Below are 20,646 nucleotides of genomic sequence, written 5' to 3'. Positions count from 1 at the left end.
TTTGAAAACTAATTTTAAAATAAAACAGACATCCTTTGTAGATGCCTGTTCCGTTTTATAAAAATTAAAATTAAGGTTCAATGCTTGCCGTTATTCCTTGATTCCAATACTTTGCTTCTGGCATATAATAGAGATAAACATTGCTTGATTTCCCGGTATACGTTCCTGCAAACTCTACTTTAAGGTCCAGATTGATTGTCTTTATTTCCTGCGCATTAAAATGTTCCCAGTACAATACAAGATAATTATCAAAGATCTCATAGTAAGAAACCTGTTTTTTATCAATCAGATCTTTAAGTAAAGCATTTTGCAGGCTAAGCCCTGCAGGAATACCAATTTTGGCTATGGTCATTGGCAACTGTCCGTTTATTTTATTTTTAATAGCAATGGTCATTCTGTTTGTCTCTCCTACTTTAGACACTCCTGATTTTAGTTTTGTTTCCATTATAAGAGGAACATCTTTGCTTACCGGAGCCTGCAGTGTATGATATTGATATTCCAGCTTGTAAGTCAGTCCATTTTGAGACGGATAATAAATATGGATATTATTTTCTCCTGTCTTATATGCTGATGAGAAACTCATATTAGGCAAGGCTTGAGCTTTATTAATCGTGATGACCGGTTTTTCAGTTCCGTATAATTTTTCATTTTTGGACAAAAACTCAGACATTGCCTGCATTGCCAGCGTTGTTGCCTGAGTAGAACCAAACCCAAAATATCCATTAAAGCCCATAAGCTGATCTGCAGCTTCCGCAATTTTCAACTGGTTCAGTTTTTCATCTTTTTGAAGCGCCATCATATACAATGAAAGAGTTTCTGCATCAGCAGAACGTCCCCATGAACCTGTAAATGTAATTCTGGATTTTGCATTCTTTGTTTCATACTGTTGATCCAGAATCTTCATCAGATCATCATATTCCTTTTGTTTTCCAAGGTTTGCAGAAGCATTGGCAAGTAAAACAAGTTGGTAAGAATCTTTAGTGGCCAAAGCCCTTTTCATCATTACGTTAAAGGAATCTTCAATTTCGTTTTTAAAGCCTAGTTTAGATAAAGCATATACAACATACATATTTCTTGACCACGAGGATTCTGTATAGGTATTCTTTGATTCATACCATCTTCTTACTTCAAATAATCCGTTTGCATTTTTCCTGGATAAAATAAATGAAGAAAGTCCCTGAATCATCTTAGCATCTGGATATACATATTTTTTTAAATCTGTAAATTCTAATAGGGCAAATGCAGAAAGCGCTACATCTGATTCAGTATCGTTGAAATACCCGAAACCTCCGTCTTTATTTTTATAGCTCAGCATTTTTTGGAAACCTTTTTTCAGGTTCTTCATGACAAGATTCTCTGTAACGATATCGATTTTTTTAGTCGACTTTAAATAATCAAGAATAAAAATATTGGGATAGACCGTTGAAGAAAGCTGTTCAAAGCATCCATAGGGTTCTTTCTTTAACCCTTCTATATCCTCAAACATCTGCAGAGCCCTATTTTCAAATATATAATAAGAAGAGTACAAACTTCCGTTAATATACTCTGGAATATTTATTTTTATCTCTTCTTTTTTATTATTGATAACTGAAAAATGATAGGGAAACCCCTTCTCTTCCACTTTAAATGGAAGAATCATTGACTCTCTAAAATTTTCGGACCTTACAGTAAACTGGATATCAGAATTCACCAACTCATCGGTTTGTATTGTAACAAATAACCTTCCTGATTCCAATGGTTTGAGGGTAATAAGAGTATCAGCCTTCACCAGCTTTACATAATTGGGCACCATCACATCCATAGACATTATGCGAGTCTCCGGCGAGTTATTTTTAATAATGACAGGAATGGTCATCATATCTGTTCTTGTGAGATATTGCGGAATTTTAGCATCTATTGAAATAATGCTCTGCGCAGCATAGGTGCTTTCATCTCTTCCCAAAAGTCCTGTTGCAGAAATACCCTCTGCCATAATCCTAAAAGTAGAATTGGCGTCTGAATTATAAAATTCCACTTTTGCTTTTCCATTTTTATCCGTTTCCACAACCGGATTCCAGTAAAGAGCTTCTCTGTAATCAAATCGGTAGGATGTATTAGTTGTTTTATATTCAGGATAGACAAATTCTCTAGATGAAGCATATGAAATAAATCTTCCATGTGGCAAAGCTTCCACAGCAATGTATGATTTCGGGGTGATATCAAAATTGATTTCTGAATTACTGTTTCTGGACGAGCTAATAATCACTACTCCATTTGCGGCTCTACTACCATAAATAGCTGTAGCAGCAGCATCTTTGAGAATGACTATACTGTTGATGTCATTCGGGTTTATGGTAGTATTAAAGTTTTCTACAGGAGCTCCATCAACAATAAATAATGGATTTTTATTGGGAATGGAAGCAGCTCCTCTAATGTTGATCTGGGGTCCCGCCCCTGCCTGTTCTGAAGATTTTACAATTATACCTGCTACTTTTCCACTCAATAATGAAGTTATATTGGGATTCTGAAGTTCCGTAGAGGATAGTATTGTTGTAGAAGTAGCTAAAGCTTTATCTTTATTGACATTATAGCCTACAACGACTACTTCTTCAATCTTTTTATTCTGAATGGTATCAGTTCTTGAGCGCCCTGGTTTATTTAACTGTTGTTTATTAGTTCTGTTTTCTTTTATTGTTTCTTCCCTTCTTTCTCCTTCATTTATGATTTCTTCCACATCTATATTGGTAAGTTTCTGTTTTGCTAAAGGATTAATATCCAGATTATAAGACAACACCCTAATCTTCAGCTTATGTTTAGGCTGTAAAGATTTGGCAATAATTTTATAGGAACTACCTGCATTTAAATCTGAAAAATAAAACTTCCCATTTTCTGCTACGGCCTGCTTAAGAATTTTTTTATCATATATATCCAAAAGAAAAACTTCTGCCTTCACAGGGGTTTTGTTTTCATCTTCTACTACTCCATAGACTGTATTTTTCTTTTCAGGAAGGTATTTGTATTTATTGTTTTTTATGATTTCCGGGATAAGCTCAAAATATCTGTAACCATTCGTTAACATAACAAGATCCAAACTTTTATCTGCTTTTTCTTCTTTTTTATCGAAATAGAACTGTGGCTTTTCAATTTTCCCTTTCAACTCAGCGTCCATCAGAAGCCATGAAATGATATGATTCTGCTTATCGTCGGCATACGTCCAAAGTTTATCATCTACTACACTCAACCCAAGATTCGCAGGAATTGGTCTGCTGTTCTCATCTGTTGTTTCAATCTCCAGAATTACTTTTTCTCTGGGTAGATAATGTTTCTTTACAGGTTTAATTTTTATATTCAGCTGATTCTCTTTATTGGTAAAAACAATACGTTCTGCAATAGGAATATTGCTTTCCATAACGGTGAACCTGCAGATTCCTATCGGGAAATCTTTTTCTGCAATTTCAAGTGAGTTGATTCCTTTTTTTAATGCGAAAACTTTGTTATACACTTCTTTTCCACGGAAGCTTCCTTTCAAAACAATCGTTTTTTCCTCTGTTGAAATAATCGTAAAAGTCAGGTTTTTGTTTTTATTTTGAATGTTTAAAACAAGTCCATCATTTTTTGCCACCGGAAAATTAAAAGTCTGGGATATATTTTCCGGCTTTAAAACTTTTGCATAGTAGGTGTCTCCTTTTTTAGGGGTAAAACGGAAACTTCCCATTCCAAAATTATAAGCCGAAATTTCTTTTATCTTTTCATGCTTTTGATTGTAAACAGCTAGAACAGCGTCTACAGGTTTTTCAAACTCATTCAAAATTTTAAAGGCGATATTTTGTTCTATTCCATTAATAAAAGTTCCTCCTTCAGGTAAAAATTTCACATCCAGATTATTCAGAACAATGGGAATATTTCTCGAAATAGATTCTGTAAACCCATCAAAATTCACTTTAATATTCAAAAGAGCATCGGAGGATTCCAAAACTTCAGGGAGTTTAAACGTTAATTGCTTTTTACCTTCTTTATTGGTGATAAGTTTCCCTTCTGAAATGGTTTCTCCATTGTGCATTACCATATAGTCTGCCTCATAAAAAGGAATTGGAAGGTTGTTCAGGCTTCTCATTGAAAAATCGGCTGTCACTTCATCTCCAGGACCATATCCTTTTTTAGGAAAATCAAGTTTCATTAAAATCCTTGGAGATACAATTTTCTGTAAAGTAATTTCTTTCTCAAAAGCATTTTTTACTTCCTCATTCTGCATCCAGTTGGTAAAGGCTCTGACTGTATATTCCCCACCTTTCATATCTTCATCAAAATAAAAATAGCCCTGGGCGTATCCATTGGTAATTTCATATTTTAATTTTTTTAAAACGCTGCCTGCCGGATCAATGATTTCAAAATTAACAATCCTACTTTCTTCTACCGGAAGGTTATTGCTCCCCTTTACAACGTAGATTTTAAAATACATGCCTTCACCAGGTTTATAAAAAACATGATTGGTCTGAATGTAGGTTTTTTCTTTTTCAAAATCCTGAAATGGCTGCTGTGCTCTCATAAAAACAGTTGAAAACAGTACACTCAACAAGATGATATAGGGTGATATAAATTTGAAATTCATAGGTTAAAATTTGAGTGAAACAATACAGCCAAATGTTTTAAAAGAAGGAAGGTTGAAAAAGTCCAAACCTCTTCCGTTATCCATATCATAAAAATTCTGATTAGGATCTACTCCTTTATTGGCCTGCCAAAGCATCAGATTATTCACGTAAAAAGTAAGCTTAACATTCTGTTTCCCATAGTTTATCGGAAAACTGGAAGACAGTGAAATATTGCTGATCCTTATATAATCTGCATTTTGAATATAGTTTTCCGCCACTCCCAAGTAACCATATCTGGTCCATCTGTTTTCCTGAACATTACGGCCAGGATCATAGAAATCTACAGGAATTTGATTGGAATTTCCATTAGCCTGTACTCCTTGAAAAACATATTTTTTTATGTTTCTTTCATCTCCTGAATCGTAAGAACGACCGTAATAATCTAGAACAGCCTGTGTTCCATTCCAGAGCTGACCGCCTTTTTTCCACTCCCAATTGATGTCCAAAGAAAGTCTTTTGTAGAAAAAACTATGACTGAACTTCATAACGAAATCCGGTGTAGAATCTGCAATAATTTTCATTCCTGCTGCCTTTTTGGGGAATCCATACTCATCAATAATTAATTGTCCGGCCGCATTCCTTTCAAAATAGCTTCCCATTACAACACCCAACACCTGTCCTTCTGTCAATGTTTTATAAATGTCTTTAAACCCCGAAACGGCCATATTCTGATATCCGGGGGCTATGCGGTTTACAACATCTTTATATTTGAAAAATGAAACTTTGTGCATCATATAAACATCATACCCCAAACGTAACCGGTCAAAAGCAAAATTGAGTTCATATCCGCTGTAAGTATGATCTGCCATATTTTTCAGTTTCAGCTGATTGTTTTCAAATACAGGAAATACATCATCGATAGTTTTTTTGTTGAAATACTCTCCTTCAATACTTATATTATAGCTAAAGTTCAGTTTACCTCCTAATTTCCATTCTCTGGTATTAATATTGGATAAATCTTTAAACCTTTCTGCTTCCTGTGCAGGGAAATATTGATTATAATTTTCTGCCTTCAGTAACGTTGTAGCATATGATGCATATGACCTTGTAATTTCAGGCTCAGAGCTTAATTGGGTATAGCTTCCAAACAACTTAAAACTATAATTAATCCAATTAAAGATTTCACTGAATTTCAAATAGAAATTAGCTTTGGGAAGCCAGTAGTTATTTTTAATAGATGTATTGGAAATATAAAATGAATTTCCAAGATTAAAACCTGCATCAAAATCATAATCACGGATGTCCATATTATAGTTAAAAATATAATCTTGTGAAGTTCTCTGATAAAGAGAATTTCGATCAGTCAGGCTATTATAAACATCTGATTTTCTATCATTTAAAATAAAATTCAGGTTGAATGTATTTTTAAAATCATCATATCCCAATATATAGGTTCCCAGCACGTTAGAATAGTATAAACTGTTATTCTGCATCCTTTCATTAAGTAATCCGTTGTTGAAACCATATGTAGAAGGTTTATAATGATCCCGGTTCTGGATACTATTGTTTTCATAAGACTGGCTAAGATTTAATCTAAAATCTCCCCATGTTTTAGCAATATTAAGGCTGAATTGTCTTTGAAGGCTTTGATAGCGGTATTTACTATCCTGTTCAAAAAGGAATGATGGATTGTCAGCATATATACTGTAACTTCTCTGTGAACCGTTATTCAATACAACCTGTTGCTCATTTGAAAAAGAAACCGGTGCTAACAGTGAATTCTGATATGCTCTGTTGAACAGTCCTATTCTATTGGTATTGGTTGCTTTATCTTCTTCGTAATTAAAAGCAAGATTTACAGCATATCCACCAAAAATTGTATTCAGCTTTGCTTTAAATGTATTGGCAATATCAAACTGATCTATGAAATACATCTGGTTTTTTTGCTGCCCCAAATTGAATGAAAGCCGGATTTTTTCATTATTTCCTTCTTTTATAAAAGCACTTATATTCAATTGATTATTGTAACCTACTGTTGTTTTAAAAAGACCGTTATTATATTTTTTTGCATGAGGAAGTCCATTAGCCCATGGAATCAACTTTCCATTCTGATCGTATTCATAAGCTAATCCGCTAAATCCCAAAGTGGAAATATCCGGTCCAAAGCTAAACATTTCGTTGGTCTCAGGTCCATTCCAAATAAGACTTCCATTTTCTGATCTTCCCTGCACATATTTATCTTGAATTCTGGGAACAGCATTTCTGCTTTTAATATCAAGAGAGCTAGTAAAGCTTCCATTCAGAACCACCGTTCTCTGATTAAGACCTTTTAGGGTATAAAGACTATCACTTTTTTGCCTTAACCTTCTTATGTTGTAAAAATTATTGTTGGATTTTTTACTTAAAAATGTTTTAGCCTTTTCAATACTGAACTCATCTTCAGCTTCTTTTGAAACCATACTATCATAGGCTTTGCTGTATGTATTCTCTACACTTTTTTTCTCCGTCTGGCCTTCAAGAATAGCTTTTAATTCTCTAACCTCATAAGAAGAAATAACATGAGTACTTTCCCCCTGATTCCATACGAGCGTGTCGTAAGGTTTTGCAGCAATGATTGCAAAGCCTTCTTCATCAGTCAGTTCATAAGTACCGTTGTTCTTATTATAGACTTTTAGAAAGCTCTGTGTTTTATTTTTAGACGTTAAAAATTTTCCGGAATAATATAATTTTGAATTTTGTGCCTGTAATAGGCCAACCGTAAAGGGTAATAACAGCAGATAATTCTTTTTCATCGATTATTAGTATGCTTAAAAATATGAAAAAAGAAACTTCCGAGGAAATTTCTTTTTTCATGGATTACTTTTGAATTGTCTTATAAATCTCTATCAACCTTATAAATTCGCTTCTATATCCCTCTTCATCTTTACTTTTCCCTTCTTTGGCTAAACTCTCAATTGCATGTAAGTCTTTTCCTTTAATCAGTTTGGAATCTCTTAGTACCAATCCAAACCATGCTACAGAAGAAGCAAACTTAAAATCCGGACTAGCTGAAGAGATGTTACGGTCAGAATTTTTAACAACCTGACTGATCTCCTGACTCTTTTCTTCATCCGGTTTTTTATACCTGAATTTGATCGTAGCCAACTCTTCTCCAAATTTCTTTGAAGAAATAGTCTGTGTATATTTTAATCCACTCTCTTTAGGAAGAAAATCAGATGTTACATTGGCAGGAATGATCTCATACAAAGCGGTAACCGTATGCCCACTTCCCAGTTCTCCGGCATCTATTTTATCATTCACAAAGTCTTCATTTCTCAGCTTTCTGTTTTCGTAGCCGATCAATCGGTAGGATTTTACAAACTCCGGATTAAATTCAATCTGAATTTTTACATCTTTGGCAATGGCATACATACTTCCTTCAAATTCTCTTCCCAAAAACTTATTGGCTTCCTGCATATTGTCGATATAGGCATAATTTCCATTTCCTTTATCTGCTAAGGTTTCCAGGGTATTATCTTTATAGTTGCCCATTCCAAAGCCTAAACAGGTAAGAAAAACTCCGGATTTTCTTTTCTCTTCAATAAGCGTCTGAAGATCTGCCGTAGATGATTCTCCAACATTAAAATCTCCATCGGTTGCAATGATCACACGGTTATTTCCGTCTTTTACAAAGTTTTCCTGAGCTAGTTTATAGGCTAATTCAATTCCTTCCCCTCCTGCTGTACTTCCCCCAGCCTGTAATCTATCCAAAGCCTGAATAATTTTATCTTTTTCCCCAGCTGATGTAGGAGGTAAGACCATTCCGGCACTTCCTGCGTATACTACAATTCCTACTTTATCTTTAGGTCTGAGCTGATTCAGCAGTACCTTAAAAGATGATTTCAGTAGCGGCAGCTTATTCTGTTCATCCATTGATCCGGAGACATCGATAAGAAAAACCAGATTGGAAGCAGGTAAACGATCCATTGGAATATTTTTCCCCTGAAGTCCTATTTTCAACAATTGATGATCAGGGTTCCATGGTGCTTTATTATATTCCGTATTAATAGAAAAAGGATCTGCATTTTTAGGTTGTGGATAACCATATGTAAAATAATTGATCATCTCTTCTACCCGTACTGCATTTTTATTGACAGCCTCTCCATTATTGATCATTCTTCTGACATTGGAATATGAAGCATTATCGACGTCTATAGAAAATGTAGATAATGGCTGACTTTGGGTCAGTTCAAACGGATTCTCTATAAAAGCATCATAGCTTTCATCATTGGCTACAGGAGAAATCTGTTTCTGTTTATTGATTTCTTCCTGAAGTTTTTCTATTCTTTTTCTTTCCCTTCTTGAAAGTTTTTTGGTGGTAACCACAATGATTCCATTAGCGGCTTTGCTTCCGTATAATGCTGTGGCTGCTGCATCTTTTAATACGGCTACGTTTTCAATTTTACTGGGTTCCAACGCTTTGAAATCATCAGCATCAGCAATTTTTCCATTCACAATGTACAAAGGATCTTTTCCGGGAGCAACAGATGCCGCCCCCTTGATGTTTACCTGATTGTTTGTTGATGATCCTATCTGTATTCCTGCAACTCTTCCCTGTAAAGTACTGACAACAGAGGTTTGAGGAGCAATACTGTTTGAAGTAATAACACTCGATGCTGATGCCGTGGAAGCTTTAGACCTTTTAACCCCCATTGCAGTCAGTACAACCTCCTCAATTGGCTGGGTATATTCGCCAGCGTTTTTATTTTGGGTATAATAACCATCTGGTGGATATACCCCTTTTCTTCTGTCTGAAACTTCAATATTTTTGGCATTTTGCACATAATATTCATTTGCTGCCACCTGGATTTTAGGAATTGATGGTATGGGTGGAGCAGGCACAGGTAACGGCATCGCCACATCAAAAGGCTGCCCCGGAACCGGATCTGTATGAACAGCTATTTTTTCTACAGCAGGTTCAGCATTATTTTTATCTTTCTGAATGTTCATCTTTGTTATACTGTCGATTTGGGCAATATTAGTACTGGCAACAGATTCATTTGAAGTGCTGATATCTGCTATTGACTGCTGTACAGACTCTGATGCATCTTTTGTATTCAGAAAGTATAAAGCTCCTAACCCTATGACCAGACTGGCGGCAACTCCGTAAGGGAACCAAATAGGGATCGTCCTTTTTTTCTCTTCTTTATGGTCTAATTTCTCTTCAATTTTTCCCCAGACTTTTTCAAAACCAGGAAAAACCGTAGGTTCTTCTGAAAGCTTCGAAGCTTCATTGAATTGTTGATCTATATGATTATTTTCCATTGTTGTAAAAGTTTAAATGTTTTGATTCACCAAGAGTTCCTGTAATTTTTTTCTCGCAAAATTGAGCTGAGATTTGGATGTTCCTTCACTTATGGAAAGCATTGTGGCAATTTCTTTGTGAGGATAGCCTTCAATGGCAAAAAGATTAAAGATTGCTCTGCATCCTTCGGGAAGAAAACTAAGCAGGCTCATAATATCTTTTTCAAAAGAAATATTTTCAGCCGTTCCTTCTGAAGAATGGCTAAAGTTGTCTTCTAAAGAAATAAACATGACTTTATTGGTTCTTAGTTTCTGCAGACATTCATTCACTGCAATTTTCCTTGCCCAGGCTTCAAAGGTTTCAGGATTCTGAAGCTGGTCAATCTTTGTGAAGATCTTGTAAAAGGTATCTGCCAATACTTCTTCAATATCTTCATCATTTTTCAGATAGCGTCTGCAGACAGCGTACAGTCTGCCCGCCATTTTCTCGTAAACCTTCCGCTGGGCATTGCGGTCATTACGCTGGCATTCTAATAATAATTTTCGTTCCATAGTCAGGAGTTATATCAGGATAGATGCAGAAATTTTTGAGTAGGTTGGAAACATGGTAAACTTTTTCCTAAAATAGAGTAAATATATGAATAGGCAAAGACCGCTGAGAAAGCAGAAAAGCGGATCCGGGGAAGCTCTAAAATGAATGTACTGATTAATCCTGAATCTGTTTTTCATTCTGAATCATAAAATTTATTCTTAGCTTTTTCACTTTTTTTAGTTTTTTATGAAAAATTTTTCATTTTACATTTAACTTTTCCCTCTGTAACAAATCTCTATTATCAACGACTATTAATACAAATAATCTTTTTATAGTAATGAAAAATGCGAAAATCGCATCATTGCTTTTTGTTTTGTCTGCAGGAAGTATGATGTTTGCCCAAGATGACTTAATCAATAAGTTAAAAAATAACCACTCACAAAATGCTAATTTTCAGTTCACAACGCTAAAAGACGTTGGTGCTACTTCTGTAAAGAACCAGGGTTCATCAGGAACTTGCTGGAGCTACTCAGGAAATTCTTTCCTTGAATCTGAAATGCAGAGAATGGGCAAAAAGCCTGTAGATCTTGCTGAAATTTTCACGGCCAGAAATTCTTATCATGATAAAGCGAAGTTATATGTTTTAAATAACGGAGCTATCAGTTGGGGTGACGGTGGAGAACTTCACGATGTAATCAATATGTACAAAAAGTATGGAGCTGTTCCTCAAGATGTTTATTCTGGATTAAAAGCCGGACAAACAGTGAACAACTTCAAAGAAATGCAAGGAAAAATAAAGCCGGTATTGGATAGTCTGGTTCAGGCTTCTTCAAAAGGAAAGCTTTCTGATAACTGGATGGATTCTGTGGATGCTATTCTTGATGAATATTTAGGAAAAGTACCTGCTAATTTTACGTATGAAGGGAAAAACTACACTCCCAAAACATTCGCAAAAGAAGTGGTAGGAATTAATCCCGAAGATTATGTAGAATTATCATCTTACAAAGATTATCCTTATTATCAGAAATTCGTAGTTCCAATTCCTGATAACTGGAGCCATGATTCTGACTGGAATGTTCCGATGAAAGATTTTACAGCTATTATCGACAATGCTGTGAATAAAGGATATTCTATCGGGTGGGCAACTGATGTTTCTGAGCCTTATTTTTCTTACAAAAATGGGGTAGCTTATGTTCCTGATATGGACTTAGAGCAAATTACGGCTGAAAATAAGCAGACGTTGTTTACAGAGCCTAAAAAGGATAAAACAATTACTGAAGATATGCGTCAGAAAGCTCTAAACAACCTTTCTACAACAGATGATCACGGTATGCATATCGTAGGTTTAGCCAAAGACCAGACCGGTAAAGAATATTATATGGTAAAAAATTCTTGGGGAGTTACCAATGACTTTGCAGGATACCTTTATGTATCAAGACCTTATGTTGAATACAAATCAACTGCTATTTTGGTTCACAAAAATGCAATTCCAAAAAGTATTTTGAAGCAGTTGAAACCAACAAAAAATATTGGTTTATAGGAAATCACTTCTGCCGCTATAAGGCAGTTTTAGATATTTAAATCTGTTAAAAACCCGCTCCCGGAAAATCCGGGAGCGGGTTTGTTTTATCCTGACTTCTCATACCCAGTATTTTTTGTGCAGGATCCTATACAAACAGGATAACATATATTAATTTATTTCACAACATATTGCAAAATCCATCCAACATAAAACTGCTGCATATTTTGGAAAGCTAATGGACTGGATTTACGAATCTGCCGTTACGGCATGGAGATACCAGAACTAGAATCAAAACCGGCTTTCAGAAATTCTGAAAGCCGGTTCTTTAATAAATAGGTGAAAAAATTAAATATAAAATAAAGTGAATTATGATGATAAACTGAATGGTGAATCGTCAATTTTGCTTCGCAGTGAATAAAATATGCTGTTAAAAATTGACAGCGAAACTCATCCCCTATTCACCACTCCATTTAAAATAATACGCCCATACTTTCTGCTGAGAAATCAAGAAGTTCTGCTGTATTTCCTTCTTTGATTTTATTGACCCATTGATGATCCTGTAAAATTGCTCTTCCTACCGCCACCAGATCAAATTCTTCATGATCAAGTCTTCTGATCAGTTCTGTAAGGTCAGTTTTTTCTGTCCCCTGACCGGCAAAAGCATTAAGGAAGTCTCCGTTTAATCCCACAGAACCTACCGTAATGGTTGGCTGACCGGTAATTTTCTTAGCCCATCCTGCAAAATTTAAATCAGAACCTTCAAATTCTGGTTCCCAAAAACGGCGTTGCGAACAATGGAAAATATCTACTCCAGCTTCTTTTAAAGGTAATAACCAGTCTTCCATTTCATTGGGAGTAAATGCTAACCTTGTTTTATAATCCTGTTGCTTCCATTGTGAAAGACGGATGATAATCGTAAAGTCCTCTCCCACTGCTGCTCTGATGGCTTTTACTACCTCCACGGCAAATCGGCTTCTTTCTTTTAATGTTTTACCGCCATATTCGTCTGTTCTGGTATTGGTTACTTCCCAAAAAAACTGATCGATAAGGTAGCCATGTGCTCCATGAATTTCAAGACAGTCGAAACCAAGATCTTTTGCAGATTTCGCTGATGCCGCAAATTGGGCAATAGTATCCTGAATATCTTCAATGGTCATTGTAGAAGCTTTTTCCATAGAAACCAGCGGGTAATCTTCAGACATTCTTGTGTCCCCTACATGCCAGATCTGTGGACCCATCTTACCTCCATTCTGATGTACGGTATCAATGACGTTTTTCCATCCGTTTAGGGCTTCATTGCCGTAAAAATCCGGGATATTCTGTAAGTTTTTCGATCCGGGTCTGTTGATGACAGTTCCTTCAGAAAGGATCAATCCAACTTCTGAAGCTGCCCTTCTCCCATAGTAGTCTGCTATATTCTGTGTAGGAACTCCATTATCAGATTGTGCTCTGGTCATAGGAGCCATTACAATTCTATTTTTAAGCTGTAAATTCTTATATTGAAACGGTTTAAATAATGACGATGTGCTCATTTTTAAATATTGTTTTATAATTGTTACACAAAGTAACTAATAATAGTTCATTTTTGTATCTCTTATTAAAAAAATAGTGGTAACTTCGCAGTAACTTACATTAGTAACATCAAAGTAACATATGGAATCTCAATTCTATATGTGCTTAAAAAATAAATATCTCCCTATGAAAAAGAATGAATTAATGCAATACAGCTGCCCTTTGGGTAAGGCAATGGCCGCATTGGGAAGCAAATGGAAACCCATTATTGTACTGGTGATCAAAGACCGGAAATTACGCTTTGGAGAGCTTGCTGTACGTATTAATGTTATTTCAAGAAAGGTTCTGACTGACCAGTTACGGGAAATGGAAAGTGATGGTCTGGTGATCCGTGAAGAATTTAAAGAACTTCCTCCAAGGGTAGAATATTCTCTTACGGAAAAAGGACTGGCTTTACTGCCTATTCTATACCTGCTTGAGGAATGGGAAGCAAAATACCAGGTTAAAGGACTACAAACAAAAGATTGTAGTATACTGAATAAAGAAAGTAAAAAGGCTGTCAATGTTTGACAGCCTTTTGTTTTATTTCCAACTCGGATATATTCGGATTTCTTTAAAGGAGAAAAATTTGGCTTACCTTACTTCTTAGCGTTATTTTTTCATCAATAATGACAGGATAAAAAATGTAATCAGAAACATCACAAACTGAATCAATAATACAGGAATTACATAATCCGGCTCGGCAAATCTATATATAAAACTGAAAAATGTGACCGGGAATGTAAATAGCAAAGCATAAAATGACCATTCTCCATATAAAGGATCGCTCCCTGCAATTGAGGACACTGCCAAAGTTCCTGTACCAACGTATAAGATAGAAATTATTAATGCTGTTTTTCTGGTTTTTAAAAATGATTGGATCTCTTTCATCATTTATTGCGTATTATCAAATTGGTTTCTGTTCTAATAAACAAATATATAAGATAATGCAACATAAAGCACAGCCGGATAATACGTACATTTGGTCTGTAGCAATAATTTTTAAGACAAACTATATTTTCAGATGGCAGACGGGATACAGATTTTGAAAGACTTTGTTGAGAATACAATTTCTGAAAAAGATTTTGAACAACAGCTTTATACCAATCCGGATTTAGAAAAAATTCTTTCAGACCCTAGCATTACTTGGCAAGGAACTTATTTACAGGATACCAATCCATTTTTATATTTAGCAGAACAGGATTATAAGAGTTCTGTCGGAAAATTAAACGCCCATGGGACCGTAAAGCTATTTCTTTCAAAAATAGGAGTTGAATTCACTTCTTCAACCCAATACTCCTATGAGTATAATCTGATTCTAAGTACAAGTCCCAAATATATCGATGCAGAACCAGACTTTATTGAAAAATACATTTTACCGGAAGATAAAACCCTTTCAAAAACTGATCAAAAGCTGTACATGAAACAACGGTATGCTGAGCTTTTTAAATATCAGACGAAACCTCCTCAATGGATACAAAATCCCAATTGGCCGATTAAAAACAACAAACCTTTATTCTTTTTAGGACAAATAGCCATTAAGAACGGTGATATATTCCACGATAACGGAGGTGTCTATCTCTTTGCTGATCCTGAAACTGGAGCTATTGAGACGGTGACGCAATTTTATTAATATATAGAGTTCTTATCCGGGATACTTTCAAAAGGGTAAGTATAACACGAAAAAGTAAGTATATAGCTATTGATATGTTTATAGTTCAAATTTGTATAAAATTTCCATTATGAATTATAAAGAAATAGCTAAAGAAACCATTGGCCACCTGTATAAAGCGCACACCAGTATCCGAAAATCCGGTATTGACGAAAAGCTTATTGCTCTGGTAGAATTACGGATATCCCAGATTAACGGATGTCCCTATTGCTGTAGTTACCATGCTAACGAGCTCCTCCGCTTTGGCTTTGAACAAGATGTTATTAATAAGCTTCCGGGCTGGAAACACACCTATGCATTTGATGCTAAGCAAAAGCTTGTTTTAAGCTGGGCAGAGGCTGTCATTCACCATACCAATGATTGGCATGAGATCAAAGAAAAATTGGCCGAACATTTTACAGAGCGGGAAGTTGTAGAGCTGACAGCAAGTATCACTTTAATGAATACGCTGAATACGCTGCGAATCACTCTGGCTGAAGCAGATTAAAATTTCAGATCTACTTTTTATGATTATGATAAAAAACGGCGAGCTTTCAGAATTCTGAAAGCTCGCCGTTTTATTATTTTAAATCCCAATTAGAATATCGCAGGATATTTCTGAGGATTTGTTTCATTGAACATAGCATAGATCTTTTCTACCATATCATCTGTAGACGGCTTACTGAAGTAATCTCCATCACTTGCATATGCTGGTCTGTGATCGTTGGCAGAAATCGTTAACGGATCTGAATCCAGGTATCTGAATGCTTTCTGCTTTTCTAAGATCTGCTGTAGGATAAATCCTGTTGTTCCCCCTTCCACATCTTCGTCAATAACTACTAATCTGTTTGTTTTCTTAACACTTTCAGCAATTTCGTGAGATAAATCGAAAGGAATTAATGACTGGATATCAATAACCTCTGCAGAGATTCCTAATTTCTCTAATTCATTAGCGGCTTCAGAAACTACTCTCCAGGTAGAACCATAAGTTACCAATGTAACGTCTTTCCCTTCTTTAGTAACCTCAATTTTACCTACAGGAACAGTGAATTCACCTAAGTTATCAGGCTGCTTTTCTTTTAATCTGTATCCGTTCAGACATTCTACAATAATTGCAGGCTCATCCGTCTGAAGCATCGTGTTGTAAAACCCTGCAGCTTTTGTTAAGTTTCTTGGAACTAATACCAGGATTCCTTTTGAAAGGTTCAGAATCCCCGCCATTGGAGAACCTGAGTGCCAGATTCCTTCTAATCTGTGGCCTCTTGTTCTGATGATTACAGGAGCTTTCTGCCCCCCTTTTGTTCTATATTGTACGGTAGCCAAATCATCACTCATTCCCTGTAAACAGTAAAGAACATAGTCTAAGTACTGGATTTCGGCAATAGGTCTTAATCCTCTCATTGCCATACCAATCCCCTGTCCAAGGATGGTAGCTTCACGAATTCCGGTATCTGCTACACGCAATTCGCCATACTTTTCCTGCATTCCTTCAAGCCCTTGGTTAACGTCACCGATATTTCCGGCATCTTCACCAAATACTAAAGTTTCAGGATATTTTGTAAAAATTTTATCAAAGTTATTTCTTACCACTACTCTTCCGTCTACATCTTCAGAGCTATCCGAGTATACCGGCTTTATTTCCTTTACATTTTCAGCCTTCCATTGAGACTGAGAGTACAGGTGAGAAGAATAATTGTCTTTTTCAATTTCAAAAACTTCATTGTACTTCTGCATCAGTTGATTTCTTTCTGCAGAATGAGTTCCTCTTGTTGCCAGTAAAGATTTTCTGATTAAGTGGAAAACATCTTTTTTAGCTTTAGAAACCAGCTTGTTGAATTGAGAAATATAAGCTTCAACTTCAGTATTCTGACCTTTAAGATTTTCCACTAAAGGCAAGATAGACTGCACCAAATCTGTAATTGTTTTCTGATAGCTGTCCCAAGCCACTTTCTGACCTGCTTTTGCTATTTTTTTAGCTTCATCATCAATAGCATCCAGTTCTTCAACGGTAGCAATGACTTCGTCTTTTCCTTCAATTTCAATAGAATAGTTCAAAATCCATTCTTTGAATTTTACCAGTCCGTCAAACTGCGTTTCCCAAACAAGACGCTCTTCATTTTTATATCTTTCGTGAGATCCAGATGTAGAATGTCCCTGAGGCTGAGTAACTTCCACTACATGCACTACTACGGGAACACTTTCTGTTCTTGCAAAATGTTCTGCTCTTGCATAAGCATCTAATAAGGCAGGATAATCCCAAGCTTTTACCTGGATGATTTCACAACCCTGGTTGTCTCCTTCTTTTCTCTGGAAACCACTTAACATTTCACTGATATCTGCTTTAGCTCTCTGATTTTTTGTAGGAACTGAAATTCCGTAACCATCATCCCAGATAGATACGATCATAGGAACCTGAAGTGCACATGCAGCATTCAATGTTTCCCAAAAATGACCTTCTGCTGTAGAGGCATCACCAATGGTTCCAAAAGCAACCTCATTCCCTCCTTTCGAGAATTTTTCAGAACCTTCAAAGGTTACGCTTTTATAGATTTTAGAAGCCTGAGCCAATCCTAACAATCTAGGCATTTGTCCTGCAGTGGGAGAAATATCAGAAGAAATATTTTTCTGTGCTGTAAGGTCTTTCCAACTTCCGTCTTCATGTAAACTTCTTGTTGCAAAGTGTCCGTTCATTTGTCTTCCTGCTGAAGCCGGCTCTCTTTCTACGCTGGTGTCAGCATATAATTGTGCAAAGAAGCTTTCTACTGTTAAAGCATCTACTGCTAATGCAAAAGTCTGATCCCTGTAATATCCTGAACGGAAGTCACCATTTCTGAAAACTTTCGCCATTGCCAACTGAGGAAGTTCTTTACCATCTCCAAAAATTCCGAATTTAGCTTTTCCTGTGAGAACTTCTCTTCTTCCGAGATAAGACATTTCACGAGAGATCCTTCCTAACTTGTAATCTCCAAGTATCTGATTTTTAAAATCTTGAAAGGATATTTGCTGTGTTTCAATATAGGTTGTTTGCATAGCTAAGTAAAAAAGTTTTTTATTCTTCAAGTATTTTGCTAATATACACTTTTTAAATTAATTTTAATTTTTAATAATCTTTTTTAAAAATTTGATAATAAAAAAAATTGTGCTTTATTTTGAAAAAAATTGTAAAGATGGAAAAAAAGTCACCTCATATTCTTAATGCATCGAGCAATCTTTTAGGATTCTCACTGATCATTATTACTTCACTGAAAATCAGTAAAATCAGTCGCAATACATATTTGGACGAATTTGCAGGGCTAGCTTGCCTACTTTTCGCATGCAGTTGCTTTTTCTCTTTTCTGGCTATCAGAACAAAAGCAGAAAAGAAGGAAAGCAAGTTTGAGACTATTGCGGATTATTTATTTTTATTCGCCTTATTTTGTATAGTTCTAGCTGTTATTATTGTAACCATGAAAATACTTTAATTAATATTATCCTATTTATCGCTTTAAAATCTGTTTAAAATTACTAATTAAATAAATAAAGATTAAAATTAATAAATAAAAAACACCTAAACAAGCAAGCAAGTCACTACATAATGATATATTTGTTTTTTCACTATCATATTTGTAATTTCACTCCTGCATATCTCAAAAAAAAAAACAGATGAAAATTACATTATTGGCGTTGGTAAATGCTTTGGCATTACCTACGCTTACAATTGCACAGGTAGGGATCAATACAAGTAATCCCCAGGCTGCCTTCCACGTGGATGCAGCAAAAGATAATCCGACAACCGGAAGTCCTTCTGTACTGCAGCAGGCTAATGATTTTGTTGTAACGGGAACAGGAAATATAGGTATTGGAACTACTGTACCTACGGACAAACTGGATGTTAGTTCAGGAAATGTCAGAATTCGAAATATTAACTCCAATATTGGGGTGGGAGGAAACGACAGGGTTGTAGTAGCCGATGCAAACGGAGTATTAAAGACCATCAATTTTACGGATTATTCGTTATTTCATGCCCGTCTTACGGCCAGCCAAAGTCTTACGACGCTTTCTATTACCACATTACTGTTTTCTACTCCATTAGCAACTTCGCCATTTTATTCCTATAATACAAGTACGGGAATTTTGACGTTCAACCAGCCAGGAAATTACCTGATTACCCTGCAGGCCAGTTTCTCAAATGCGGCAGCCGGAACCCAGCTACTTCTGGGAGTACGTCCTGTTCCTGATGCCAATTATCTGGGAAGGGGAAGTCATTATAATGCTACAGCAACTTCCGGAACCGTAGGAGAGCTCATGAATTATACCATCATGCTGGTCATTCCAACTGCCGGTTATCAAATCCGTTTTACAGCTGCACCTAATCAAAACTGTACAGTTCTGGCGACGGAAACCGGAAGTACCGGAAGTGGAAATGTAACCAACGTAACGATTCAGAAAATTTAAAAGAAAAAATCGGAATGCGATAAGCACTCCGATTTTTTATTATGTATTTTTATTCTTAAAATTTCCTTTCAATAACATAGCTCAGCATACTATGTAAAGAGTTTCGCGCTTCAGAGTCCGGAAACTCATTAAGAATATCTTTAGCCTTTTGCTGAAATTCTGTCATGATTTTTACTGCGTATTCTAATCCTCCGGAACTTTTAACAAATTCTATAAGCTCTTTTACTCTTTTAGGATTATTGTTATAACGTTTTATGGTATCAAAGTAATATTTCTTATCCTTTTCACTGGCTGTTTCCAGAGCATGAATCAAAGGAAGCGTCATTTTCTGCTCTTTAATATCAATTCCTACAGGTTTTCCAATTACATTAGAGCTTAAATAATCAAAAAGGTCATCCTTAATCTGAAAGGCCATCCCGGTGTAAGTACCGAAATCCTGCATTTTTTTGGCAAGTATTTCGTCCGCATTATTGGAAAGCACTCCAATTTCACAGCAGGCAGCAATTAAAGTCGCTGTTTTCTGACGGATAATTTCATAATAAACATCTTCTGTAATATCAAGCTTTCTGGCTTTTTCAAGCTGCAAAAGCTCTCCTTCGGACATTTCACGGATTGTTCTGGAAATGACACCCAGTAAATCGTAATCCTTATGGTCTGTAGATAATAATACTGATTTTGACAAAAGGTAATCCCCCACTAAAACAGCAATTTTATTTTTCCATAAAGCATTAATAGAAAAGAAATTACGACGTTTGAAACTTTCATCCACTACATCATCATGTACCAGGGTAGCCGTGTGAATCAGCTCAATCATAGAAGCTCCACGGTAGGTCTTTTCATTAACATTACCCACCAGTTTAGCACAAAGAAATACAAACATAGGTCGCATCTGTTTCCCTTTGGTTGTAACAATAAAGCGGGTTACTTTATCTAATAAGGGAACTTTACTTTGCATTGATTCATAAAACTTCTGTTCGAAAAGTTTCATTTCCTCATTGATCGGTTGCTTAATGTCTTCTACAATGTTTGCCACAATCTGCGAATGCTGGGTGAATAATTATTTATTCTCACAAAGATAATTTTTTTCGGTCAATTTTAAGAAAAA

At 35.7% G+C, this 20,646-nt stretch carries 14 protein-coding genes; 6 read left to right on the top strand and 8 right to left on the bottom strand.

The genetic code is table 11. From position 1 onward, the window contains the following. Positions 1 to 70: 70 nt before the first annotated feature. The 4 genes from B8967_RS19320 to B8967_RS19305 form a co-directional block, all read right to left on the bottom strand. On the bottom strand, positions 71 to 4,588 hold the full coding sequence (locus B8967_RS19320; protein WP_084087294.1) for a TonB-dependent receptor plug domain-containing protein: 4,518 nt from the start codon (positions 4,586 to 4,588) through the stop codon (positions 71 to 73). Between the two features lie 3 nt (positions 4,589 to 4,591). After that, positions 4,592 to 7,360 carry a hypothetical protein gene (locus B8967_RS19315; RefSeq protein WP_084087293.1) on the bottom strand — a complete coding sequence of 923 codons (2,769 nt, stop codon included), beginning with the start codon at positions 7,358 to 7,360 and terminating at the stop codon, positions 4,592 to 4,594. 64 nt (positions 7,361 to 7,424) lie between these two features. Further along, positions 7,425 to 9,872 (bottom strand): vWA domain-containing protein, encoded by a 2,448-nt coding sequence (locus B8967_RS19310; protein WP_084087291.1) that lies wholly within the window; start codon positions 9,870 to 9,872, stop codon positions 7,425 to 7,427. Positions 9,873 to 9,884: 12 nt separating this feature from the next. Continuing rightward, positions 9,885 to 10,403 (bottom strand): RNA polymerase sigma factor, encoded by a 519-nt coding sequence (locus B8967_RS19305; RefSeq protein ID WP_084087289.1) that lies wholly within the window; start codon positions 10,401 to 10,403, stop codon positions 9,885 to 9,887. 317 nt (positions 10,404 to 10,720) lie between these two features. Here B8967_RS19305 and B8967_RS19300 point away from each other — a divergent pair, with 317 nt between their 5' ends. Beyond that, positions 10,721 to 11,923 carry a C1 family peptidase gene (locus B8967_RS19300; RefSeq protein ID WP_047486539.1) on the top strand — a complete coding sequence of 401 codons (1,203 nt, stop codon included), beginning with the start codon at positions 10,721 to 10,723 and terminating at the stop codon, positions 11,921 to 11,923. Between the two features lie 452 nt (positions 11,924 to 12,375). Here B8967_RS19300 and B8967_RS19295 read toward each other — a convergent pair whose 3' ends face one another. Further along, positions 12,376 to 13,437, bottom strand: coding sequence for an NADH:flavin oxidoreductase (locus B8967_RS19295; protein ID WP_047486540.1), 1,062 nt, complete (start codon positions 13,435 to 13,437; stop codon positions 12,376 to 12,378). Positions 13,438 to 13,603: 166 nt separating this feature from the next. Between B8967_RS19295 and B8967_RS19290 the strand changes: the two genes are divergently transcribed. Beyond that, positions 13,604 to 13,987 (top strand): winged helix-turn-helix transcriptional regulator, encoded by a 384-nt coding sequence (locus B8967_RS19290; protein ID WP_047487133.1) that lies wholly within the window; start codon positions 13,604 to 13,606, stop codon positions 13,985 to 13,987. A gap of 81 nt (positions 13,988 to 14,068) precedes the next feature. On the opposite strand, the gene B8967_RS19285 is transcribed toward B8967_RS19290, so the two are convergent. Beyond that, the gene (locus B8967_RS19285; RefSeq protein ID WP_084087287.1) at positions 14,069 to 14,350 is read right to left on the bottom strand and encodes a hypothetical protein; all 282 of its coding nucleotides are present in this window, start codon (positions 14,348 to 14,350) and stop codon (positions 14,069 to 14,071) included. Positions 14,351 to 14,480: 130 nt separating this feature from the next. On the opposite strand from B8967_RS19285, the gene B8967_RS19280 reads away from it, so the two are divergent. Together B8967_RS19280 and B8967_RS19275 are read left to right on the top strand one after the other, a co-directional pair. Next, entirely contained in the window at positions 14,481 to 15,089 is a 609-nt protein-coding gene (locus tag B8967_RS19280) for a hypothetical protein (protein ID WP_084087286.1), read from the top strand. A 109-nt stretch (positions 15,090 to 15,198) separates the two neighbouring features. After that, a complete protein-coding gene (locus B8967_RS19275; RefSeq protein WP_084087284.1) occupies positions 15,199 to 15,615 on the top strand; it encodes a carboxymuconolactone decarboxylase family protein in 417 nt (138 codons plus the stop codon). Between the two features lie 89 nt (positions 15,616 to 15,704). On the opposite strand, the gene B8967_RS19270 is transcribed toward B8967_RS19275, so the two are convergent. Further along, positions 15,705 to 18,137 carry an alpha-ketoacid dehydrogenase subunit alpha/beta gene (locus tag B8967_RS19270; protein ID WP_084087282.1) on the bottom strand — a complete coding sequence of 811 codons (2,433 nt, stop codon included), beginning with the start codon at positions 18,135 to 18,137 and terminating at the stop codon, positions 15,705 to 15,707. Positions 18,138 to 18,274: 137 nt separating this feature from the next. On the opposite strand from B8967_RS19270, the gene B8967_RS19265 reads away from it, so the two are divergent. Then, positions 18,275 to 18,568, top strand: coding sequence for a hypothetical protein (locus B8967_RS19265; protein ID WP_047486547.1), 294 nt, complete (start codon positions 18,275 to 18,277; stop codon positions 18,566 to 18,568). Positions 18,569 to 18,749: 181 nt separating this feature from the next. Further along, positions 18,750 to 19,541, top strand: a complete 792-nt coding sequence (locus B8967_RS19260) for a hypothetical protein (protein ID WP_084087280.1) — start codon at positions 18,750 to 18,752, stop codon at positions 19,539 to 19,541. 55 nt (positions 19,542 to 19,596) lie between these two features. Here B8967_RS19260 and B8967_RS19255 read toward each other — a convergent pair whose 3' ends face one another. Further along, positions 19,597 to 20,574 (bottom strand): polyprenyl synthetase family protein, encoded by a 978-nt coding sequence (locus tag B8967_RS19255; protein ID WP_084087278.1) that lies wholly within the window; start codon positions 20,572 to 20,574, stop codon positions 19,597 to 19,599. Positions 20,575 to 20,646 lie beyond the last annotated feature (72 nt).

Source organism: Chryseobacterium sp. YR221 (assembly GCF_900176315.1).
In the GTDB taxonomy this organism is placed as follows: domain Bacteria; phylum Bacteroidota; class Bacteroidia; order Flavobacteriales; family Weeksellaceae; genus Chryseobacterium; species Chryseobacterium rhizosphaerae.
The sequence above is the reverse complement of the archived record's forward strand: the minus strand, read 5'-3'. Positions and strand labels throughout refer to the sequence as shown.